This window comes from Streptomyces sp. NPDC058295, assembly GCF_042880655.1.
In the GTDB taxonomy this organism is placed as follows: Bacteria; Actinomycetota; Actinomycetes; order Streptomycetales; family Streptomycetaceae; genus Streptomyces; species Streptomyces coriariae.
On record NZ_JBHVYO010000005.1, the window covers coordinates 56,277 to 77,677 of the forward strand.

19 protein-coding genes are annotated in these 21,401 nt (G+C 70.8%); 12 read left to right on the top strand and 7 right to left on the bottom strand.

Going from position 1 to position 21,401, the window contains the following annotated elements:
- Positions 1–34: 34 nt before the first annotated feature.
- Positions 35–919 carry a PaaX family transcriptional regulator C-terminal domain-containing protein gene (locus ACFVYS_RS07000; RefSeq protein WP_389499604.1) on the top strand — a complete coding sequence of 295 codons (885 nt, stop codon included), beginning with the start codon at positions 35–37 and terminating at the stop codon, positions 917–919.
- A 30-nt stretch (positions 920–949) separates the two neighbouring features.
- On the opposite strand, the gene ACFVYS_RS07005 is transcribed toward ACFVYS_RS07000, so the two are convergent.
- Both ACFVYS_RS07005 and ACFVYS_RS07010 read right to left on the bottom strand, forming a co-directional pair.
- Positions 950–1,807, bottom strand: a complete 858-nt coding sequence (locus ACFVYS_RS07005; protein ID WP_389499606.1) for an SAM-dependent methyltransferase — start codon at positions 1,805–1,807, stop codon at positions 950–952.
- 253 nt (positions 1,808–2,060) lie between these two features.
- Entirely contained in the window at positions 2,061–2,498 is a 438-nt protein-coding gene (locus ACFVYS_RS07010; RefSeq protein WP_020130078.1) for a hypothetical protein, read from the bottom strand.
- A 580-nt stretch (positions 2,499–3,078) separates the two neighbouring features.
- Here ACFVYS_RS07010 and hemL point away from each other — a divergent pair.
- The 9 genes from hemL to ACFVYS_RS07055 all read left to right on the top strand — a co-directional run bounded on the left by hemL (position 3,079) and on the right by ACFVYS_RS07055 (position 12,688).
- Positions 3,079–4,398: a glutamate-1-semialdehyde 2,1-aminomutase gene (gene hemL, locus ACFVYS_RS07015; RefSeq protein WP_362567925.1), complete on the top strand. Its 1,320-nt coding sequence runs from the start codon at positions 3,079–3,081 to the stop codon at positions 4,396–4,398.
- A gap of 110 nt (positions 4,399–4,508) precedes the next feature.
- On the top strand, positions 4,509–5,156 hold the full coding sequence (locus tag ACFVYS_RS07020) for a histidine phosphatase family protein (RefSeq protein ID WP_389499911.1): 648 nt from the start codon (positions 4,509–4,511) through the stop codon (positions 5,154–5,156).
- Between the two features lie 264 nt (positions 5,157–5,420).
- Complete coding sequence (locus ACFVYS_RS07025) at positions 5,421–6,734, top strand: hypothetical protein (RefSeq protein ID WP_389499913.1); 1,314 nt, start codon at positions 5,421–5,423, stop codon at positions 6,732–6,734.
- Positions 6,735–6,800: 66 nt separating this feature from the next.
- Entirely contained in the window at positions 6,801–7,433 is a 633-nt protein-coding gene (locus tag ACFVYS_RS07030; RefSeq protein WP_389499608.1) for a TlpA family protein disulfide reductase, read from the top strand.
- Between the two features lies 1 nt (position 7,434).
- A complete protein-coding gene (locus ACFVYS_RS07035) occupies positions 7,435–8,205 on the top strand; it encodes a cytochrome c biogenesis CcdA family protein (protein WP_389499610.1) in 771 nt (256 codons plus the stop codon).
- Positions 8,206–8,208: 3 nt separating this feature from the next.
- A complete protein-coding gene (locus ACFVYS_RS07040) occupies positions 8,209–9,945 on the top strand; it encodes a cytochrome c biogenesis protein ResB (protein WP_389499612.1) in 1,737 nt (578 codons plus the stop codon).
- Positions 9,942–11,036, top strand: coding sequence for a c-type cytochrome biogenesis protein CcsB (gene ccsB / locus ACFVYS_RS07045; protein ID WP_389499614.1), 1,095 nt, complete (start codon positions 9,942–9,944; stop codon positions 11,034–11,036). The genes ACFVYS_RS07040 and ccsB overlap by 4 nt, the downstream gene beginning before the upstream one ends.
- A gap of 99 nt (positions 11,037–11,135) precedes the next feature.
- Complete coding sequence (locus ACFVYS_RS07050) at positions 11,136–11,732, top strand: RNA polymerase sigma factor (protein WP_389499915.1); 597 nt, start codon at positions 11,136–11,138, stop codon at positions 11,730–11,732.
- Complete coding sequence (locus tag ACFVYS_RS07055) at positions 11,729–12,688, top strand: CU044_5270 family protein (protein WP_389499616.1); 960 nt, start codon at positions 11,729–11,731, stop codon at positions 12,686–12,688. The genes ACFVYS_RS07050 and ACFVYS_RS07055 overlap by 4 nt, the downstream gene beginning before the upstream one ends.
- Positions 12,689–12,773: 85 nt before the next feature.
- On the opposite strand, the gene ACFVYS_RS07060 is transcribed toward ACFVYS_RS07055, so the two are convergent.
- The 4 genes from ACFVYS_RS07060 to ACFVYS_RS07075 all read right to left on the bottom strand — a co-directional run bounded on the left by ACFVYS_RS07060 (position 12,774) and on the right by ACFVYS_RS07075 (position 18,118).
- Positions 12,774–14,330 carry a hypothetical protein gene (locus ACFVYS_RS07060; RefSeq protein WP_389499618.1) on the bottom strand — a complete coding sequence of 519 codons (1,557 nt, stop codon included), beginning with the start codon at positions 14,328–14,330 and terminating at the stop codon, positions 12,774–12,776.
- Between the two features lie 25 nt (positions 14,331–14,355).
- Positions 14,356–16,536 (bottom strand): hypothetical protein, encoded by a 2,181-nt coding sequence (locus tag ACFVYS_RS07065; RefSeq protein ID WP_389499620.1) that lies wholly within the window; start codon positions 16,534–16,536, stop codon positions 14,356–14,358.
- 120 nt (positions 16,537–16,656) lie between these two features.
- Positions 16,657–17,667, bottom strand: coding sequence for an isopenicillin N synthase family dioxygenase (locus ACFVYS_RS07070; RefSeq protein ID WP_389499622.1), 1,011 nt, complete (start codon positions 17,665–17,667; stop codon positions 16,657–16,659).
- Positions 17,660–18,118 (bottom strand): nucleoside deaminase, encoded by a 459-nt coding sequence (locus ACFVYS_RS07075; protein WP_389499624.1) that lies wholly within the window; start codon positions 18,116–18,118, stop codon positions 17,660–17,662. The genes ACFVYS_RS07070 and ACFVYS_RS07075 overlap by 8 nt, the downstream gene beginning before the upstream one ends.
- A gap of 304 nt (positions 18,119–18,422) precedes the next feature.
- Between ACFVYS_RS07075 and ACFVYS_RS07080 the strand changes: the two genes are divergently transcribed.
- Together ACFVYS_RS07080 and ACFVYS_RS07085 are read left to right on the top strand one after the other, a co-directional pair.
- On the top strand, positions 18,423–19,208 hold the full coding sequence (locus tag ACFVYS_RS07080) for a CDP-alcohol phosphatidyltransferase family protein (RefSeq protein ID WP_020130090.1): 786 nt from the start codon (positions 18,423–18,425) through the stop codon (positions 19,206–19,208).
- A 235-nt stretch (positions 19,209–19,443) separates the two neighbouring features.
- Complete coding sequence (locus ACFVYS_RS07085) at positions 19,444–20,835, top strand: S8 family peptidase (RefSeq protein ID WP_389499626.1); 1,392 nt, start codon at positions 19,444–19,446, stop codon at positions 20,833–20,835.
- A 98-nt stretch (positions 20,836–20,933) separates the two neighbouring features.
- Here the strand turns inward: ACFVYS_RS07085 and ACFVYS_RS07090 are convergent, their stop codons facing one another.
- Positions 20,934–21,347 carry a PLDc N-terminal domain-containing protein gene (locus tag ACFVYS_RS07090; protein ID WP_389499628.1) on the bottom strand — a complete coding sequence of 138 codons (414 nt, stop codon included), beginning with the start codon at positions 21,345–21,347 and terminating at the stop codon, positions 20,934–20,936.
- Between the last annotated feature and the right edge of the window lie 54 nt (positions 21,348–21,401).

Consider the following 21,401-nt stretch of genomic DNA (forward strand, 5'->3'; position numbering starts at 1 on the left):
GCACCGTCCGGCGGGCGGTCGTACCCTTTCCCCCGTGGAGGACGACGACATCCCGGACACCATGCAGCACGACATGCCACACGAGGTGCCGGACACCTCGGACGGCGGCACCCCGCAGCTGCGCCCGCAGTCGCTCATGCTCGCCTTCTTCGGCAACCACGTCCTGGAAGAGGGCGACCTGTGCGTCTACTCAGGCAGCATCATCGACGTACTCGGCCGGGTCGGCGTCGGTGAACAGGCCGTACGGTCCACACTGACCCGCATGGTCAGCCGGGGCCTGCTGCGGCGGCAGCGGGAGGGCCGCAAGATGTACTTCGGCCTCACCGAGCAGGCGACCCGTGTACTGCGGGACGGCCGCACCCGCATCTGGCGCGAGGGCGCGGTCAACGACGACTGGGACGGCGACTGGACGCTGCTCGGCTTCTCGCTCCCCGAGTCCCGCCAGCGCGAGCGCCACGACCTGCGCTCACGGCTCGCCTGGTCCGGGTTCGGCGCGCTGTACAGCGGGCTGTGGATCGCGCCGGGGAGGGTCGACGTAGCCCCCGTCGTCGCCGAACTCGGCCTCACCGCCCACGTCAAGATCTTCCACGCCTCCGCCGACGAGGCCACCGACATCGGCCTCATGATCCGCGACACCTGGGACCTGGAGAGCGTCGCCGCCCGCTATGTCTCCTTCGACAAGCGCTGGACGGCCCACCTGAACGCGGGACCGGGCGAGGACCCGATCGGCACCCGCCTGCGCCTCGTCAGCGAATGGCTCTGGACGATCCGCACGGACCCCCGGCTCCCGTCCCGCCACCTCCCCCAGGACTGGCCGGCCCGCCCCGCCCAGGACACCTTCCGCCAAGTCGCCCGACAAACCGAAACCCCGGCCCACCAGGAGGCCCACCACCTCCTCCAGACAACCGCCCTACGCTGACCGGCCGTTCCGCCGTTCCACGCCCGTGGGTCAGTGGTTCTTGCGGGCCACTCCGCCGTAGATGCCGATCGGTGGGGCGTTGTGCTTCGGGGGCTCTTCGGGGCGCCAGTCCGGGACCGGGACCAGGCCCGGGTCGAGGAGGGTGAAGTCGCCGAAGAGGTCCAGGACGCGGGCGTGGGGGCGCAGGTTCAGGGAGGCGCTGGCCTTGTTGTAGACGGAGGCCGCGTCCTCGCGCCGGTCCTCGTGGACGTCGCCCGTGGCGTGCGACAGCACGAGGTAGGAACCGGTGGGCAGTGCGTCGCGGAGTGTCGCGACGACGGCGTCCGGGTCGTCCGCGTCGGCGAGGAAGTGCACGACGGCCACCAGCAGCAGCGCCACGGGCTCGTCGAAGTCGATGATCTTGCGGACCTCGGGGTGGTCGAGGACGGCACGCGGATCCCTCAGGTCGGCCAGGACGACCGAGGTGTGGCCGTCGGTGCCGGTGTCGGCGTCGGCCATGAGGGCCATCGAGTGGGTGCTGACGATCGGATCGTTGTCGACGTACGCGACCCGGGTCTCGGGGGCGATGGAGTGCGCGATCTGGTGCACGTTGGGCTCGGTGGGCAGGCCGGTACCGATGTCGAGGATCTGCCGGACACCGCCCTCAGCGACGACGTGCCGGACGGCGCGGTGCATGAAGTGCCGGTTGGCGCGGACCCCGTCCCGCACCTCGGGTGCCACCTTGATGAACTGCTCGGCGGCGTCCCGGTCGACCTCGTAGTTGTCCTTCCCGCCGAGGAAGTAGTCGTACATCCGGGCGGGGTGGGGCTTGCTCGTGTCTATCTTCAAGAAGGGGCTGCCGGTCCCGCCGCTACCGGCGTCGCTGCTGCCGCTGAGGGGAGAGGTCATGCTGCCTGGCTCCGTCCTGGACTCGCGTCCCACCACCGGATGAACCGCCGTGAGTGACTGTCGGATCATCATTCACCATGCGGGGTCGCTCGAAGACCAGCCCCGTCCCCGTGGCGGTCGACACGTTCCGTGAACCCGAACGACCGGACCCACAGCGGGAGTTCCCGTCGCTTCGAGGGCGCCGGGAAAGGGGGGCCGGAAAACGAAAAGGGCGAGGTCCGAGGACCTCGCCCGCCACCGTGGAGATCTCAGCTCACGGCCACACCAAGCAGTACGGCTGATGCCCCGCCTCGTGCAGGCGGTGGCTGAAGTCCTGCCACTCGTGGAGCAGCTGGTACACGTTGAACGCGTCCCGGGGGCCGCCCCGGTCCGGGACCGTCGACCAGATGAAGGCCGCCGCGCCCACCGCTTCCTCGCCTATGTCCCGCAGCGGGTCCACGACCGTCATGGGGAGCTTCACCACGGCGTAGTCGGGATGGAGGACGACCAGTTCCAGCGGGGGCACCTTGCTGAGGGGGACGCCTTCGATGCCGGTCAGCACCATCGCGGCCATCGTCTCCGGCTTGATCTTGGTGAACATGCCGTTCATGCCGAGCTCGTCGCCGCCGAGTTCCTCGGGGCGCATCGAGATCGGGACGCGGGCCGCGGTCGCGCCGTCGGGCGCGCCGAAGTACTTGTACGTCACCCCCACCCGACCACCATTCCTGCTCGCGGCCCGGAGGGGATCGATCCGCTGGTCGACTCGCCGATCGACCTGCTCGAACCGCTCGACCTGGTCCAGCCGCTCGATCTGGTCGATTCGGTCGATCTGATCGATCCGGTCGATCCGCTCGGGCTCACTCGGTACACCTTGTGCCTGCGTCTGACGTGCTTCGTTGGCTTCCTCAGCGTCGCGCCGGTGCCTTCCCCGCCGGGCACGTCGAGGACCCAGGTCGTCAGTCCCCTCGCCCAGTCCACCACCGCGATGCATATCTCCACCCGACTGCTTTTCTAGGACGCGTGGCCCCCGCCGCGCAACCCGATCATCGTGTCAGTGACCTCCCCCACGGCCGCCCGCCGAAACGTGCGTTGAAACACCTGTCCGCAGGATCTTCGCAGCCACTGGACACACGGTCTGTGTGAGCTACGTCTATCAGGCCCGTTCCGACTCAGTTTCGCAGATGGTGAAGCGGATGACGGCCCCGCCGGCCCCGACCGTCGCTGGCCTACCCTGGGAGGTCACTGACAACCGGAGTCCAGCAAGTCGGAGAAGGTCGGAGAAGTCGCAGGTCATGAGCGAACTGCCCTATTCATACGATGCGCCTGTATCGCAGGCGCTGTTCGACCGTGCGTCCGCCGTCACGCCGGGGGGTGTGAACTCGCCGGTGCGCGCGTTCCGCGCCGTGGGCGGCACGCCCCGGTTCATGGTGTCCGGCACCGGCCCGTACCTGACGGACGCCGACGGCCGGGAGTACGTCGACCTGGTCTGTTCCTGGGGGCCCATGATCCTCGGGCACGCGCATCCCGAGGTGATCGCCGCCGTGCAGGAGGCCGTCTCGCGCGGTACCTCCTTCGGTACGCCCGGTGAGGGCGAGGTCGCGCTCGCCGAGGAGATGGTCGCCCGCATCGAGCCCCTGGAGGAGGTACGGCTCGTCTCCAGCGGCACCGAGGCCACCATGTCGGCGATCCGGCTGGCCCGCGGGTTCACCCGGCGCACCAAGGTGATCAAGTTCGCCGGCTGCTACCACGGGCACGTCGACTCGCTTCTCGCGGCGGCCGGCTCGGGGGTCGCGACCTTCGCGCTGCCCGACACCCCCGGCGTCACCGGCGCGCAGGCCGGCGACACCATCGTCCTGCCCTACAACGACCTCGAGGCCGTGCAGGAGGCCTTCCACCGGCACCCCGGCGAGATCGCCTGTGTGATCACCGAGGCCTCGCCGGGCAACATGGGGGTCGTGCCGCCCCTTCCCGGCTTCAACCAGGGGCTCAAGGACGCCTGCCAGAACAACGGCGCGCTCTTCATCTCCGACGAGGTCATGACCGGGTTCCGGACCAGCCGGGCCGGTTGGTACGGGATCGACGGCGTGCGGCCCGACCTGATGACCTTCGGGAAGGTCATGGGCGGTGGCTTCCCCGCCGCGGCCTTCGGCGGGCGGGCGGACATCATGGCGCACCTCGCCCCCGCCGGGCCCGTCTACCAGGCGGGCACCCTCTCCGGGAACCCCGTGGCGACCGCCGCCGGGCTCGCCCAGCTACGGCTCCTCGACGACGCCGCCTACGCCAGGATCGACGACGTCTCCACCCGGATCCAGTCCCTGGTGTCGGAGGCGCTGGCCAAGGAGGGTGTCGCGCACACGCTCCAGAGCGCCTCCAACATGTTCTCCGTCTTCTTCACGGACCGGCCGGTCCGTGACTATGACGACGCCAAGGCGCAGGAGTCCTTCCGCTACACCGCCTTCTTCCACTCCCTGCTGGCGAACGGCGTGTACCTGCCGCCGTCGTCCTTCGAGTCCTGGTTCGTGTCCACGGCCCACGACGACCAGGCCGTCCAGAGAATCGCCGACGCCCTCCCGGCGGCGGCCCGAGCGGCTGCGGAGGCCACAGCGGCATGACCACCCCGGAAAACGCCCCCGAGAACACGCCCGAGAAGGCCTTCGAGGACGCCCTCGAAGACGCTCTGGAGAACACCTCGGGCAACAAGGACCTCACCGTCGTCCACCTCATGCGGCACGGTGAGGTCGACAACCCCGACGGGGTGCTCTACGGCCGTCTCGACGGCTACCACCTCTCCGAGCTGGGCCGGCGGATGGCCGACCGGGTCGCCGAGCACCTCGCCTCCCGCGACGTCACCCACGTCGTGGCCTCCCCGCTGGAGCGGGCGCAGGAGACGGCTACGCCGATCGCCAAGGCGCACGGGCTCGACCTGGCCACCGACGAGCGGCTCCTGGAGGCGGAGAACGTCTTCCAGGGCAAGACCTTCGGGGTCGGGGACGGGGCGCTGCGTCGGCCCGAGAACTGGAAGCACCTCGTCAACCCGTTCAGGCCGTCCTGGGGCGAGCCGTACGTCGACCAGGTCGTCCGGATGATGGGTGCGCTGGACGCGGCGAAGGACGCGGCCCGCGGGCGTGAGGCGGTGCTCGTCAGCCACCAGCTGCCGATCTGGATCGTGCGGTCCTACGTCGAGCGGCGGCGGCTGTGGCACGACCCGCGCAAGCGGCAGTGCACGCTCGCCTCGCTCACGACGTTCACGTACCAGGGCGACCGGATCGTCTCCGTCGGCTACAGCGAGCCCGCCATCGACCTGGTGCCCGCCCATCTCCGGGCCGGCGCCAAGCCGGTGCAGGGGAAGGGCAAGGCCTTCGGGGCGTAGGCCCACCGCCCGGCCGGATCCGCCCCTCCGGGTCCGGCCGGGGCGTAGGCCCACCGCCCGGCCGGGTCCGCCCTCCGGGTCCGGCCACCGGGTCCGGCCTCCGGGTCCGCCGTCCGAGTCCTCCGGCACACGCGCTCGGCTGTTGGGCTGCTGTGGCTGAAACAAGCCCCTCTGTTACGGAATCCGGAACTATCGGCGGAACCTCCTCGTTCGTCGCGTCCTCTGAATGGGTGACCATCGGAAAATGTGACGAACGGGGTTGCCATGCGCGCCATCACCCGAAGGGGAGCACTCGGACTCGGCGCCGGGGCCGCCGCCGCTGCCGGGCTCGTGGGCTGCGGGAGCCTCACGAACTCGGACGGGCCGAGCACCCCCGGCGGTTCCAGTGGCTCCGGCAAGCCCTCCGGCAGCCCCAGCCCGAAGGTCACCGCCCGCCCCATCGGCGACGGCTCCACCTCCTTCACCGGCAAGCAGCTCCACCAGCCGGCCAAGCCCGTGCCGCTCCAGCCCGGCGAGGAACCGCCGCAGTTCGTCGTCTTCTCCTGGGACGGAGCCGGCGAGGTCGGCAACGGGCTCTTCACGCGCTTCCTCGACCTCGCCAAGGAGCACGGCGCGAGCATGACCTTCTTCCTCTCCGGGCTCTATCTGCTGCCCGAGTCGAAGAAGCGGCTCTACGACCCGCCGAACAACCCGCGCGGCGCCTCCGACATCGGCTACCTCACCGACGAGCACGTCAGGATGACGCTCGACGGCGTCCGCCGCGCCTGGCTCGAGGGGCACGAGATAGGCACCCACTTCAACGGGCACTTCTGCTCCGGGAGCGGGACCGTCGGCAACTGGACGTCCAAGCAGTGGCGCAGCGAGATAGACCAGGCGAAGTCGTTCGTGAAGGAGTGGCGGACCAACACCGGCTGGAGCGACCTGCCCGCGCTGCCCTTCGACTACGACAAGGAACTCGTCGGCGGCCGGACGCCCTGTCTGCTCGGCCAGGACAATCTGCTGCCCACCGCCCGCGCCCTCGGCTGGCGCTACGACGCCTCCTCGCCGGGCGGGCGTCAGGTGTGGCCGCAGAAGAAGGACGGGCTCTGGGATCTGCCGTTGCAGCAGATACCTTTCCCCGGCCGCGGTTTCGAGGTCCTCTCGATGGACTACAACATGCTCGCCAACCAGTCGGTCAACTCGACCAAGGCGCCCAGCCACAACTACCCGGGCTGGCGGCAGCAGTCCTCGCAGGCGTACATACAAGGATTCAAGCGGGCATTCGAGACGAACCGCGCGCCCTTCTTCGTCGGTAACCACTTCGAGCAGTGGAACGGCGGCATCTACATGGACGCCGTCGAGGAGGCCTTCAAGCACATCGCACGCGAGAAGGAGAAGGGCGCCGACGTACGGCTGGTCTCCTTCCGGCAGTTCGTGGACTGGATCGACGTCCAGAAGCCGGAGATCCTGGAGAAGCTGCGCACCCTCGATGTCGGGCAGCAGCCCGCCGGGGGCTGGAAGACGTTCCTGGGCGCGAGCGCCCCGTCCGCGTCCACCGCTGCCTCGACCTCGGCGGGTACCGCTGCCGACGCTGCCTGAAATGGGGTTTTCTCCCCGCAAGGGGGGTGCGCAAGATCCCCAGAACGGGCATGCGAAACTTTTCACATGAGTGCCGCCAGCCGCGCCCCCCTGTGCTCGACCAGCCGGAACCGTTCGCGCCGTGCCGCCCTGACCGCGGCCGCCGGCGGAGCCGTCGCCGCACTGCTGCTGTCCGCCTGCACCTCCGGAGGAACCGCCGGAGGAGGCGGTGACACCAACTTCGTGATGGGCAAGGACGGCATCTCCACCGCGAAGAAGGGGGACCGTGTCGCGGTCCCCGACCTGTCCGGCAAGACGATCGACGGCAAGCAACTCGACGTCGCCGCCTACAAGGGCAAGGTCGTCGTCCTCAACGTGTGGGGCTCCTGGTGCTCCCCGTGCCGCGCCGAGGCCCCCGGCTTCCAGAAGGTCTACCAGGACCTCCAGGCCGACGGTGTGCAGTTCGTCGGCATCAACACCCGGGACACCAAGGCTGCCAACGCCGTGGCCTTCGACAAGCAGTACGGCATCGGCTACCCCAGCCTGTACGACCCGACGGGCAAGCTGATGCTTCGCTTCAAGAAGGGCACCCTCAACCCGCAGGCCATCCCCTCCACGCTCGTCATCGACCGGGACGGCAAGATCGCCGCCCGGTCACTGGCCGCGCTCAGCGAGGAGAAGCTGCGCAAGATGATCTCCTCGGTCCTCGCGGAGAAGTGACGTGAGCGCAGTCACCACGCTCGCCGCGACGGGCTACAACGACACGGTGCTCAACGGCGCCCTGCTCGTCGCCCTGCCCATCGCGCTGCTCGGCGGTCTCGTCTCCTTCTTCTCGCCCTGCGTCCTGCCGCTCGTCCCCGGCTATCTCTCGTACGTGACCGGGGTCGCCGGCACCGACCTGGCCGAGGCCCGCCGCGGGCGGATGGTCGCCGGTGCCTCCCTCTTCGTCCTCGGCTTCACCGCCGTGTTCGTCTCCAGCGGCGCCCTGTTCGGCTACTTCGGCGAGAACCTCCAGGCGAGCCAGAGCGTTCTGTCCAAGGTGCTGGGCGTGCTCATGATCCTCATGGGCGTCTTCTTCATGGGCCTGATGCCCTGGATGACCCAACGGGAGTTCCGTTTCCACAAGCGGCCCGTCGCCGGACTGGCCGGCGCCCCGCTGCTCGGCGCCCTGTTCGGCATCGGCTGGACCCCCTGCATCGGGCCCACCCTCGCCTCCGTGATCGCCCTCTCCTCCCAGCAGGGGAGCGCGGGCCGCGGTGCCATACTGACCGTCGCCTACTGCCTCGGCCTCGGCGTGCCCTTCGTTCTCGCGGCGGTCGCCTTCCGTAAGGCGCTCGGCGCCTTCGGCTGGGTCAAGCGTCACTACGTCTGGGTGATGCGGATCGGCGGCACGATGATGATCGTGACCGGTCTGCTGCTGCTGACCGGTGCGTGGGACCGCCTCGTGCAGGACATCCAGTCCTGGTCCGCCGGCTTCACCGTAGGGATCTGATTCATGAGCAAGAGCACCGTCGGCTCCGCCCCGGGCGAGACCCCGGCCGCCTCCGACGAGCAGGATCTCGGCGCCGCCGGCTCCCAGCTGTCCACCGCGCCCGTGGAGTCGCTCTCCTCCGTGCCCGGTCTGGGCGTGGTCGGCTGGGCCCGCTGGTACTGGCGTCAGCTCACCTCCATGCGGGTCGCGCTGCTCCTGCTCCTGCTGCTGGCACTCGGTGCTATCCCCGGCTCGCTGATCCCGCAGACCGGGAACGACGCGACGAAGGTCGCCGACTTCGAGCAGCGGCACACCGTTCTCGCGCCGGTCTACGAGAGGCTGGGCCTCTTCCACGTCTACAGCTCGGTGTGGTTCTCCGCGATCTACATCCTGCTGTTCGTCTCTCTCATCGGCTGTATCGTGCCGCGCACCTGGCAGTTCGTGGGCCAGCTGCGCAGCCGCCCGCCGGGCGCGCCCAAGCGTCTGACCCGGCTGCCCGCGTACACGACGTGGCGTACGGACGCCGAGCCGGAGCAGGTCCGCGAGGCCGCGCTCGCCCTCCTCAAGAGGCGCCGCTTCCGCGCCCATCTGGCCGGCGACGCCGTCGCCGCCGAGAAGGGCTACCTCCGCGAGGTCGGCAACCTCGCCTTCCACATCGCGCTGATCGTGATGCTGACCGCCTTCGCCTGGGGCCAGCTCTTCAAGACCGAGGGCAACAAACTGGTCGTCGAGGGCGACGGCTTCTCCAACACCCTCATCTCCTACGACGACTTCAAGTCCGGCACCCTCTTCGACACCGGCGACCTGACGCCGTTCAGCTTCGTCCTGGACAAGTTCACCGGCACGTACGAGGAGAGCGGCCCCAACAAGGGCACCCCGCGCACCTACCAGGGCGCCATCACCTACAGCGTGGGCGCCTACGGCAAGGACCGGAAGACCCTCGTCAAGGTCAACCACCCGCTGGAGATCGGTGACTCCAAGGTCTACCTCACCGCCCACGGCTACGCCCCCGTCGTGACCGTCCGCGACGGCAAGGGCAACGTCGTCTACCACGACGCCGTACCGCTGCTGCCGTTGGACTCCAACGTCACCTCCTCCGGCGTGATCAAGGTCTACGACGGCTACAAGAACGCCCAGGGTGTCAGCGAACAGCTCGGCATCAGGGCCACCCTCCTGCCGACGTACACGCCGGGCAGCGAGGCGGCCTCGGCGTTCCCGGCGCTGCGCAACCCGATGCTGAACCTGACGCCGTACCACGGCGACCTCGGCGTCAACTCGGGCATCCCGCAGAGCGTGTACCAGCTCGACACGGCCCATATGAAGGGCTTCAAGGACTCCAAGAAGCTCCAGCTGCGGGACAACCTCAAGCCCGGCGAGACCATGACCCTCCCGAACGGCGCCGGCTCGGTGACCTACGAGGGCACCAAGGAGTGGGCGAACTTCCAGGTCACCCAGCAGCCCGCGAGCGGCTGGGCGCTGGGCGGGGCCATCGCCGCGATCTTCGGTCTCGCCGGTTCCCTGTTCCTCCAGCGCCGCCGGGTGTGGGTGCGCGCGGTGAAGGGGGACGACGGGGTGACGGTCGTCGAGATGGCCGGGCTCGGCCGCAGCGAGTCGGCCAAGGTGCCCGAGGAACTCGGCGACCTCGCCGGGATCCTGTACGACCAGGCTCCCTCGACCCCGGACCCCGACACTCCCGGGCCGTCCGCATCCTCCGCATCCCCCGAACCCGAAGTCGTACCTGCCGAAGGGGCTGAGAAGTGACTCTCGCCGCCACCACGGAGCTTGCCGCCGCCACCAACGAGAACCTCGCGAGCATCAGCAACACGCTGATCTACTCCGCGATGGCCGTCTACACCCTGGCCTTCTTCGCGTACATCGCCGAATGGCTCCTCGGCAGTCGCAGCAAGGTCGGCCGTACCGCCGCCGCGCTCACCGCCACCCCCGCGGCCAAGGGCCCGGCCGTCGTCGCCGAGAAGAAGGGCGGCACGGCCGTCCTGGAGCGGCCGCAGGTCGTCGTGCGCTCCGCGGCCGGCGCGCGCGATGTGCCCGACGGGCCCGGCGCGCACGGCGGTGACGAGCAGGGCGACATGTACGGCCGGATCGCCATCTCCCTCACAGTGCTCGCGTTCCTGGTCGAGCTGGGCGGCGTGATCGCCCGCGCGGCCTCGGTGGAGCGGGCGCCGTGGGGCAACATGTACGAGTTCAACATCACCTTCTCCACGGTGGCCGTCGGCGTGTACCTCGGGCTGCTGGCGCTGAAGAAGAACGTGCGCTGGCTCGGCCTGTTCCTGATCACCTCGGTCCTGCTGGACCTGGGCCTCGCGGTCACCGTGCTCTACACGGCGAGCGACCAGCTGGTCCCGGCGCTGCACTCGTACTGGCTGTACATCCACGTCTCCACCGCGATCTTCTGCGGCGCGGTGTTCTACGTCGGCGCGGTCGCCACGGTCCTGTACCTGTTCAAGGACTCCTACGAGAACAAGCTGGCGACCGGCGGCAAGCCCGGCAGGTTCGCCAACTCGGTCCTGGACCGGCTGCCCGCCTCGGCCTCGCTCGACAAGTTCGCCTACCGCGTCAACGCGGCCGTCTTCCCGCTGTGGACGTTCACGATCATCGCGGGCGCCATCTGGGCGGGCGACGCCTGGGGCCGCTACTGGGGCTGGGACCCCAAGGAGACCTGGTCGTTCATCACCTGGGTCGCCTACGCCTGCTACCTGCACGCTCGCGCCACGGCCGGCTGGAAGGGCCGCAAGGCCGCCTACCTGGCCCTGCTCGCGTTCGGCTGCTGGCTGTTCAACTACTACGGCGTCAACATCTTCGTCTCCGGAAAGCACTCGTACGCGGGCGTCTGAACCCCGCACCGACCAAGGCCGGTTCCCGTGACCCACGTCACAGGAACCGGCCTTCGGCGTACGGACAGGTAGAGGGGTGTGGATACGCATCTGGGCATCTTGAGGAAACGCATCCGCGCGGGGGACCACGACGCCTTCGGTGAGCTTTTCGACGCCTACGCCCGCTCCGTCTACAACCACGCCTACCGGCTCACGGGGGAATGGACGGTCGCCGAGGAGATCGTCTCGCTGACCTTCCTGGACGCCTGGCGGCTGCGCGAGCGGCTGGACGAGGACGGCGGCTCCCCGCGCCCCTGGCTGCTCGGCATCGCCACCAACGTCACCCGCAACGTCCGCCGCGCGGCCCGAAGACACGCCGCCGCGGTGGCGCGGCTGCCGCGCGAGGAGACGGTGCGGGACTTCGCCGACGAGGTGGCGGACCGGGTGGACGACGCCGTGCAACTGGCCGCCGTGCGCACCGCGCTGGCGAGGCTGCGGCGCGCCGAGCGTGAGGTGCTGGCGCTGTGCGTGTGGTCGGGCCTCGGGTACGAAGCGGCGGCCGAAGCGCTGGGGGTGCCCGTGGGCACCGTGCGATCACGGCTCTCGCGGGCGCGGGCAAAGCTCGCGAAATACAGGGAACCGCCCGCCGTGCGCGGACAGATGAGAGGTGAAGACCGCACCTCGGCGGTCAGGCCCATCAGGGAGGGGAACCGATGAACCAGCTGCCGGAACTGGACCTTCCGCCGGGCCGTCACCGACTCCTCAAGGAGCATCTGATGACCGAGATCCGGCACACCGGCGAAGCCGTTGCGAAACCGCGGAAGCGGTGGGTGCGACCCGCGCTCGCGGCGGCCGCCGTGGCGACCGTCGCAGCCGTCACGTTCACCGTGCTGCCGTCGTCGGGCGGCGCCGACGCGGGGCCGCGCGTCACGTCGGCGGCGGCTCTGCTGGAGGACGTCGCGCTGGCGGCCGAGCACCAGCAGGGGTACGGCAGGATGCGCGACGACCAGTTCGTCTACGTCGACACCGAGAAGTCCTTCTTCGAGACCGGGCTGGACAAGAAGCTGGTCTTCGTGCCCCTGCACCACACAGAGGTCTGGGTCTCCGTGGACGGCAGCCGCCAGACCATGGTGCGCAACGGGAGGGACGGCAGCGAGCTGCTCCGTTCGGCCGGGCAGCCGGGACAGGAGATCTACGGCAACACCTTCAGCCACCGGTTCCTGAAGTCCCTGCCCGCCGACCCGGACGCGATGTACGACTATTTGGTCGCATCATCCGTTCGGCTCTACGAGGCCGCCTGGGTCGGGACCACGCTGTACGGGACCTACGACAAGCACCAGGCCGTGCTGCAGCTGGCCGTCAAACTGCTGAGTGACTCGATCATGCCGCCGGCGCAGAGCGCCGCGCTCTACCGGGCGATCGCCCGCGTCCCCGGCGTGAGGGTGATCGAGGACTCGGTCGATGCCCGAGGGCGGCACGGCGTCGGGATCACGCGTACGGACAGCCAGCTGCCCATCCGCTTCGAGTGGACCTTCGACAAGAAGACGGCCGAACTTCTCGGGCAGCGGGCGATCCTCACCCGGGACTACCGGGGACTGAAGAAGGGGACAGTGCTCGGCGACACTGCCGTCCAGCGCCGCGCCGTCGTCGACAAGGCGGGCGAGCGCCCGTGACCGTGCGGAACACGGTCCGGCACCGAACCCGGCCGGCGCGCCGGATTCAAACGGCTGATCGAAATCCTGGCAGGCTCCTGAGCCGCTAGGACGGTGGCAGGCACTCCGTGGTCGGAGGCTTGCCCTCCGGCCAGGCGATGCGGACGAAGCGGGAGCCGCCGTCGGGGTGGAGTTCCACGATCGGGACGGCCTTGTCGTACGGATTGCCGTGTACGTCCAGGCAGATCCAGCCGCTCGCCCCGCTCACCCGCAGCGAGCCCTTGACCTGCGGCCACTGGAGGCCGACGTCCGCGAGGGGCGGGACGGTCGCGCCGTCGGGCGTGGCTTCGCGGATGCCGTGCACGGCCAGCGTCATCGCGTCGAAACCGATGATCAGCTGGCCGTCCTCCAGTGCGATGTCACCGATCGGGCCGACCGGCTCGCGGGAGCTGCGGGCGAGGAGGTCGGTGAGGACCTTCGCGTCCGCCGCCGAACCGCCCCGCAGGGTCACGGGGGCGTTCACCCAGGCGTCCGGGTGGGCCAGCGAGGTGTAGCGGACGGAGAGGTTGTGGGTGAGTGCCGTGCGGTCCAGCTTCTTGTCGCCGGACAGGTACGAGCCCTCGTCGCCCGTCAGCACCGTGAACTTCCGGTTCTGGCAGCCGCGCGTGCCGAGCGCGTTGACGAACTGCCGCAACTGCGTGTGCCGGCCCGCGAACAGGATCGTGTCGGTCTCCGCGGAGGTGTCGCACACGAGGTGGGTGATCTGCCGGAAGGTGTTCGCCGTCGTCCCCTCCTGGGTGCGGTCGGCGGGCGGGGTGAACGGCTGCGGCTCGTAGGGCGAACCCTTCAGCAGCGCGGCGAACGACGTCTGGAGCGTCCGCGTGTACGGGTCGCCCGGCTTGTCGTACACCAGCAGGGCCCGGCCGGCGTCGACCTTGGCGAACGAGGCCAGGGCGCGTGCCTCGTCCGTGTTGGTGGGGGAGACCCGGGCCAGGCCGGGGAAGGGGTCCTTGCCGTTCTGCCCGTTGGCGAGGTTGTCGGCGGTGATGGAGGCGCCGACCACCGGGATGCCCCGCCGGGTCAGTTCCGCCACGGCCTTCTTGTTGTTGTCGGTGCTCTGCCCCACCCCGGCGACCGCGCGCAGCCGGTCGGCGCCCTTCGCCATCCGCTCCAGCCGGTCGACCATCGTCTCCCAGTGGTCGCTGGTGGCACCCGGGTTGGCGAGCGCCAGGCGGATCGCCGGAGCCTGGCCGTTGGAGGTGTGGTTGGCCTGCCACTGCGCCAGGTAGGCGCCCTGCACCTCGTGCTGGATGTCGCTGAGGGTCGAGGGGGTGGAGGCGGTGTACGGCAGCATCAGTGCGACCGTGACGTAACTGCCTTTCTTGAGCCGGTCGTTCTCCCGGTCGATCGCCCGCACCGCGTCCCGCAGTTGGGGATGCCCGAAGTCGTAGGCGCCCGTGGCGACGCCCACGCACTCGTCGCTGCCGGCCGGACGGGCCACCCCGGGCGCGCAGGACCGGTCCTCGTCGGTGACCGCCCGCACGGCGAAGACCAGCCCGGTCAGCGCGGCGGCCGTGACCAACAGTGCCAGATAGCGGTAGAGGCGGATCTCCCAGATCTCCCGCAGCCACCGCACCAGCGGGCTTCTGACTCCGTCGGCCATCACGCCACCCCGTCCCCGTCGGCCATCACGCCACCCCGTCCCCGTCGTCCGGTCCGTGTCCGTCGCCGGCTCCGTCCTCGTCCTCGTCCTCGGCCGGGGTGCGCAGCGGGCGGCCCGCGAGGGCGTCCCGGGGCCAGGTCTGGGAGGTCGCGAACAGCAGCGCGCCCCCGGCGGGCCGTTGGTCGGACAGCTGGAGCAGCTCGAACTCCAGCCGCCCGCACACCTTCGGGTCCGGCAGCACCAGCGGGTCGGTCACCTGCCAGACGGCGTGCAGCAGCCGTCGTATCCGCAGGTGGAGGGCGGCGTTCACGCCCTCCGGCGGCTCCTGGCCGGCGTCCGTGCGGCCCAGCGCGATCGCCGACCGGCGGTCGTCCTGGCCGTCGAAGTCGCGGCCTGCCGCGTCGTGCGCGTGGAAGTAGGGCGCGGAGGCCAGGAACCGCAGGGTGTCCAGCCAGGTGCGGGTGCGTAAGGAGGCGAACGTGTCGCGCAGGTAGGCCACCGCGCCGGCCGTGTCGCCGAGCGCCAGCTCGTGGTAGAGCCGGTACCGGGCGTGGGCGGGGTCCTGGTCGTCCGGGTCCCGGCCGTCGGCATGGGTGTAGTGCCGGATCAGGGTCTCGTGCACCTCGCGCCACTTGGCGTGGTCGGCGGGCCGGTGGTGCAGCCGGAGCAGCAGCAGGGTGCGGGTGAAGGGGTCGCCGACGAAGTGGCCCGGCGCGGCCGGCAGCCCCTCCGCGGCGAGCCGCGCCCGCAGCGACCGGACGCCCGAGGAACCGAAGTCGTCGGGGAGCCGGGCATCGGCGAGGACCACGGCGGAGCCGTGGTCGTGAGCGGCCGCGAGGACCGTCAGCTCGTCCAGCCGGTCGGCCGGGACCAGACGGGCCAGCAACTCGGCGTAGGCGGGCCTGCCGTCGTCGGCCTGCCCCTCCTCCAGCCTGACCTTCGCGGTGAGCAGCCGCCCCAACGAGACCGCCAGGTCGGGGTGTTGCCGAGCGGCGGTCGCGAGCAGCACGATCCCGAGCGGGTTTCCACCCGTCAGCCGGTGCGTGGCGTGCGGGAATCGGGGCGGCGGCTCGGTGTCGTCGCAGACCGCGCCGACCATGTGCAGGGTGTCGTCGGGGGACAGCGGCGGCAGCGGTACGAGCAGTGCCCGCGAGGAGGGCGAACTGCCCGGCTCCCAGTCCGTGGCCCGGGCCACCTCCGGCAGTTCACGGCGTACGGCGTCGCCGAGCGCCGGATGGCTCGCGCCGCGTACCGTCGCCACCCACACCACCTGGTCGGCGACCCCGTCCGCCCGGTCCCGCAGGACGGCGTCCAGCAGCCCGGGGCCCGGGCCGCCGCGCGCGTTGTCCAGCAGCACGAGCGGCCGGCCCAGCCGGGTCAGATGCGAACCGAGCCCCGAGTAGGCCTCGGCCAGGTCGGCGAGCAGCGCCCGCACCAGCCAGCGTTCGGCGTGTTCGCGCGAGGTGCCGCCGGCCCGGAAGTTCCCGGCGAGCAGCAGCAGCCCCCGCTTGGCGTTGCCGCCCGCGTTCGGATAGGAGCGGTACCAGGTGGCCGGCTTCTGCTCCTTGCGGTGCGTGACGCCCTCGGAGAGGGCCTCCAGGGTGGCCTCGACGGTCGCCGCGACGAACGGGCCCCCGCCGCTCGCCGCCGCGATCACCTTCGACGCGACCTTGGCCGCCCACCGCCCGGCCAGGCTGAACCGGGAGGCGCGCTCGTTCAGCAGCAGGATCCGCACCAGCTCCCGCCGGATGCGGTCGGAGTCGGTCCGGCCGCTCCAGTCGCTGGCCCGGACCGCCACCAGCCCGGCCGTCAGGCGCGGAAAGGTGAGCTGCCCGGCCGCCCGCACCGGTTCCGTCAACTGCTCGGCGACGACCAGCAGCGCCTGCCAGACCGGCGACCAGGACTCAGGGCTCTCCTCGTGCGGTGGCCGCGCGAACTGCTCGTCCTCGCAGTCGATCAACGCGACCGGGGTACGTCTGCGGGCCTCGCCCCTGCGGGTGTGCTCCGTGTAGGCGTCCCACAACTCGGCGAGCACCGCGCTCTTGCCCAGACCCCGGCCGCCCGCCAGCACCAGCAGGGGCGGTCCCGCGGGGTGTTCGGGCTTCTCCGCGTGGAGCTCGTACGGACGGATCCCCACGAGTCGCGGTACGAGACCGACGGGCTCGACGTCGAACAGCGCGCCACGCCCGTACAACCGTCTGTGCACCGCGCACCTCCCCCAGGGCTCGGTTCCCAACGCAAGGGTAAGGAGAGGGAGTTGGTAAGTGCCAGATCGTGTGGTGTCCGTTGGGTCACGAAACTTCCGGACGTGAGCGGAATGAGGACGTCATTCCACCGTGATCGAGTCGAGTTTCTCCCGCAGATAGACATGAGAGTCCACCGCCTCGTACGCCACCCGGCCGACGGGCGCCGGAACGGACTCCACGAGCGTCCCCGGGGCGCACTCGCCGAAGTAGACGAGGGACATCAGCTCCTCGGCGGGCGCGTCGGCCGGGGGCGGCAGTACGCGGTGCCTGCCCGAGCGCCAGCGGTCACCGGTCCAGCGGGCCATCAGGTCACCGATGTTGATGGTGAAGGCGTCCGGGTCGAAGGGCGCGTCCTCCCAGCCGCCCTCGTCCGTCCAGACCTGGAGCCCGCCCTTGCCGGCCTGCCGGTCGAGGATGGTGACGGTGCCGAAGTCGGTGTGCGGGCCGATCCGGAACTGGCCCGGCTGCGGCTCCCCGACGACCTCCGTCCCCGGGTACCAGTTGATGTTGAAACCGTAGGTCGGGTGATCCATGTGCCGGGAGAAGAAGTCCGGTTCGAGACCGAGGGCCTCTCCGAGCAGGGAGAGCAGCCGCTTCTCCAGTTCACCCATCCGGGTCAGGTACTCCTCGCACGGCCCCCGGAGTTCCGGCACCTCGGCGGGCCACACGTTCGGGGCGTACCACTCCGCGTTGACCACCGGGTCGTCGAAGGGCTCGTGCGTCGCGAAGGTCAGGGACTCCTTCAGGTCCGGCGGGGTCTGTGTCCCCTCCGAGTACCCGTTGGCCTCCGCGCCCGGCCCCAGCCAGCCGCGGCCCCCGACCTTCGCGCGGTAGGCCTGTTTGACGTCGGCGGGCAGCACGAAGAACGTCCGGGCGGCCTTCCGGATGCGGTCGCGCAGGGCGGGGTCGACCCCGTGCCCGGTGACCAGCAGGAACCCGGCGGTCCGCAGGGCGTCGTCGACGGTACGGGCGATCGCGGCGCGGGCGTCGGCGTCGCCGGAGAGCCACGGCCCGAGGTCGATGGTCGGGATGCGGGAGGTGTTGGAGGAGGTGGAGGTGGCGGCGGTGCGGGCGGCAGGGGAGTCACTCACCGATGTCCTCGTTCCAGAGAGCCGGGTTCTTCGCGATGAAGTCACGCATCAGGGCGACGCACTCGGAGTCGTCCAGGAGCACGATCTCGACGCCGTGCTCCGCCAGCCAGTCGTGGCCGCCGTGGAAGGTGCTCGCCTCGCCGACGAGCACCCGGGAGATGCCGAACTGGCGGACCAGTCCGGAGCAGTACCAGCAGGGGGACAGGGTGGTCACCATCGTCGTGCCGCGGTACGAGCGCTGCCGTCCCGCGGCGCGGAAGGCGGCCGTCTCCGCGTGCGTGGAGGGGTCGTCGTCCTGGACGCGCCGGTTGTGGCCGCGGCCCAGCAGGGTGCCGTCCGGGCCGTAGAGCGCGGCCCCGATCGGGATGCCGCCCTCGGCGAGACCGGCCCGCGCCTCCTCGACAGCGGTGGCGAGCCACGACCGCGCCGTCGCCTGATCCATCCGGACCATCAGGTCCTCCTCGACTCCTCGACAGGCTGCGTGCCTTCACCCCGATCCGTTCCCGGAGGGAGCCGTGCCGACGCGGGCGCTCACGCGATCGTGTGGTGAGGCGATGGCGCACCGGCCGGCGAACCGGCTGGTGGTCCGGGTGGTGAGCGGGCGTGAGATGACCTGGTCCGGGCCGCCGAGCGGGTCCCGACAGCACAGCCGACCATGCCGAGATCCCCCGGGAAATGTCCGGGAGCGGGTCAAGTAACCTGTGCCGATCACCGCCGCAGGCGCGGCAGTTGAGCCCCGGGCGGAAGGAAAGTTCATGGTTGCTGCTCCTGTTCTGGAGGAGCTGCGGGAGGTCTGCCAGCCGCAGGCCAAGCTCGCCAGCCGCAACGGCGAGCACTGGGCGGGGCGCCTCTACATGCGGCGCGTCTCGCTGCGGTTCACCCGCCAGTTGGTGCGCACCCGGGTCACCCCGGACCAGCTGACCTGGACGATGGTGGTGTGCGGGGTGCTGTCCGGTGCCGCGCTGCTCGTCCCCGGTCTCGCGGGGGCCGTGCTCGCCGCGCTCCTGATGCAGTTGTTCCTGCTCTTCGACTGCGTGGACGGCGAGGTCGCCCGCTGGAAGGGACAGAACAGCGCGACCGGCATCTACGTCGACCGGCTCGGCGCGTATCTGGCTGACGCGGCACTCATGATCGGCTTCGGCTTCCGGGCCGCCGAGTCCGGACTCGGCGGCTGGGCGGGCTTCAACGGCTGGGTGTCGCTGGGGCTGGCGACCGCGCTCGGTGTGGTGCTGCTGAAGGCCTCGACCGACCTGGTGGACGTGGCCCGGGCCCGGCGCGGCCTCGCCGTCGCCGACGACGAGGCCACCGCGCCCCGCTCCCAGGGCGTCGCCTCGCTGCGTCGGCTCGCCGCCGCCTTCAAGATCCACCGGGTCACCAACGGTATCGAGGCCTCCCTGGTCCTGCTGGCCGTGGCCGCCCTGGACGCGGCGACCGGCGGTGTCGGGCCCACCCGCTGGGCGCTGGCGGCCATCGCCGCGATCACCTGGGTGATGGTCCCGGCCCACCTGCTGTCGATCCTGTCGTCGTCCCGGCTGCGGTGACGCGGGCGCAGTAGCCGTGGAGGGCGCCCGCGCCCTCCGGCATCGCGTGGGTGCGGGCCGTCAGCGCCTCCCCGCGGGCCGTGAGCGCCGCCCGCGCGGGCCCGCCGTATCGTCCTCCCGGCGCAGGCCCTCCAGCACCGGCCCGACGCGTCCGATCAGGTGATTTCATGATCGGTCCGACCGGTCCCGAGTGAGTCGTCTCCAGGCACCATGGGGCCGCTCCTATTGTCCTACCTTGTCGATCTTCGGTGTGCAGGGTGTGCAGGGTGTGGAGGATTTGGTGCGAAGACTCGGAAAGATCCGGATCCGTAATGGTTTGGTCGCCTGTGCCGCGCTGTCGGCCCTCGCGGCCGCCGCGGTCGTGCCCGGCTCCGCGCAGGCCGCCGAACCCGCTCCGGCGGAGCGGTGGATCGTGCAGTTGAAGGACACGGTCACCGACCCGGGCAAGGTCGCCGAGGAGCAGGCGAAGGGACAGGCGTCGGACGGCGGGAGCCGGCTGCGCCACGTCTTCGACGCCACCGTGGACGGGGCGGCCCTCAAGGGCTACGCCCTGGAGGCGACCGCGGACCAGATCGAGGCCATCCGCGCCGACCCGCAGGTCGCCTCGGTCGAACCCGACCAGCTGGTGTCCCTGCCCGAACCGATCGCCGGTTCCTCGCTCCAGGCGCCGCGACAGCGGACGGGCAAGCCGGACGGGGGCGGTGTCGCGTACCAGGGCGACCCGCTGCTCGCCGGGCAGTGGGGCCTGTTCCGGATCGGCGCCGTGGCGGGCTCCGAGCACGGATTCCGGGTGCCCGCGGCCGCCCGGGTCGGGGTGGCGGTGCTGGACACCGGTGTGGACGCCGGTCACCCGGACCTGCGGGTGGCGGGGAACGCCAACTTCAGCACCTCGCCCGGCGCGAGCGACCTCCACGGCCACGGGACGCACGTCGCGGGAATCATCCAGGCGCTCAACAACGGCATCGGCGCGGAGGGCACCGCCCCCGGCACCCGGCTGTGGAACGTCAAGGTCCTGGGTGACAGCGGCTCAGGGCTCTTCTCCGACCTCATCGCGGGCCTGAACTGGGTCGCCCAGAACGCGAAGGCGAAGAACATCCGGGTCGCCAACCTGAGTCTGGGCACCTCGGTGGACAGCCCGCTGGTGCACCAGGCCGTCCGGCTGGCCACCCAGGCGGGCGTCGCCGTGGTGGCCTCCGCGGGCAACGCCGGTACGACCGCGCTGAACTACCCGGCCGCCTACCCGGAGGCGATCAGCGTCGCCGCCACCACCGTGTTCGACCAGCGGGCGCCCTTCTCCAACCACGGAGCGTCGTGGGTGGACATCGCGGCCCCGGGTGCCGACATCCTCTCCACTCTCCCCACCCGCGCCACGCCGCTGGGCGAGGACTACGGCCACCTCTCCGGTACGAGCATGGCCGCGCCCTTCGTCACCGGCTCCGCCGCACTGTGCCTGACCTCCGGCCACTGCAAGGGCAACGCCCGGGACATCCTGCGCACGCTCGGCCGGGACGCCCGGCCCATCGCAGGCACCGGCTCGGACTACCGCTACGGCCTCGTCCAGATCGGCTGCTACTGGCAGCACGGTCCCCAGTGTTCGCCCAGGTCCGTCGAACACGACGCGGCCTAGGATCCGTCCCCGCCCCGGGGCCGCCCGCTCCGGCGGCCCCTGCGTGCATGCCCCGGCGCCCGCGTCTCACCGAGACCGCAGGGCGCCGTCGGCGTGTCTCAGCTCTGCGGAGGCTGGGGGTCCTCACCGGACTCGCGGCGCTTCAGCTCGTCCTCGCGGCGGCGCAGGTCGGCCTCCCAGTCCTTGAGGAGAGCCTCGTCGTCCTTCTTGTCCTCTCCCTTGTTCTCCTTGAGGGACTTGAGGAACTCGGGGTTGTCGTCGGGCGCGACCCACTCGGCCCGCCGGCCGCGGGGCGACCCGGCCGGCGTGCCACCGCCCACGGGCGCGCGGCGCGCCTTGCCTGCCACCAGCCACGCGACCGGACCGACGAGCACCTCGCCGAAGAGCAGGATGATGATGACCCAGACCACCTTCGGCAGCCCCCGCACCTCCTCCTCGGGGGTGTTGAGGCAGTCGATGAAGGCGTAGATCCACAGCGCCAGTACCAGCAGGAACGGCAGATACCTGAGCATGGTGGCGGGTTCCCCCAGGAGACGGCGACGGGGGCGCGGAACGGCCCCGGTGAC

What these genes read in the sequence shown, in the direction of transcription:
- ACFVYS_RS07005 (WP_389499606.1), bottom strand. Translation starts at nt 1,807, where the DNA reads ATGACCTCTCCCCTCAGCGGCAGCAGCGACGCCGGTAGCGGCGGGACC.
- hemL (WP_362567925.1), top strand. Translation starts at nt 3,079, where the DNA reads ATGAGCGAACTGCCCTATTCATACGATGCGCCTGTATCGCAGGCGCTG.
- ACFVYS_RS07020 (WP_389499911.1), top strand. Translation starts at nt 4,509, where the DNA reads ATGCGGCACGGTGAGGTCGACAACCCCGACGGGGTGCTCTACGGCCGT.
- ACFVYS_RS07025 (WP_389499913.1), top strand. Translation starts at nt 5,421, where the DNA reads ATGCGCGCCATCACCCGAAGGGGAGCACTCGGACTCGGCGCCGGGGCC.
- ACFVYS_RS07030 (WP_389499608.1), top strand. Translation starts at nt 6,801, where the DNA reads ATGAGTGCCGCCAGCCGCGCCCCCCTGTGCTCGACCAGCCGGAACCGT.
- ACFVYS_RS07040 (WP_389499612.1), top strand. Translation starts at nt 8,209, where the DNA reads ATGAGCAAGAGCACCGTCGGCTCCGCCCCGGGCGAGACCCCGGCCGCC.
- ACFVYS_RS07055 (WP_389499616.1), top strand. Translation starts at nt 11,729, where the DNA reads ATGAACCAGCTGCCGGAACTGGACCTTCCGCCGGGCCGTCACCGACTC.
- ACFVYS_RS07060 (WP_389499618.1), bottom strand. Translation starts at nt 14,330, where the DNA reads ATGGCCGACGGAGTCAGAAGCCCGCTGGTGCGGTGGCTGCGGGAGATC.
- ACFVYS_RS07075 (WP_389499624.1), bottom strand. Translation starts at nt 18,118, where the DNA reads ATGGTCCGGATGGATCAGGCGACGGCGCGGTCGTGGCTCGCCACCGCT.
- ACFVYS_RS07080 (WP_020130090.1), top strand. Translation starts at nt 18,423, where the DNA reads ATGGTTGCTGCTCCTGTTCTGGAGGAGCTGCGGGAGGTCTGCCAGCCG.
- ACFVYS_RS07090 (WP_389499628.1), bottom strand. Translation starts at nt 21,347, where the DNA reads ATGCTCAGGTATCTGCCGTTCCTGCTGGTACTGGCGCTGTGGATCTAC.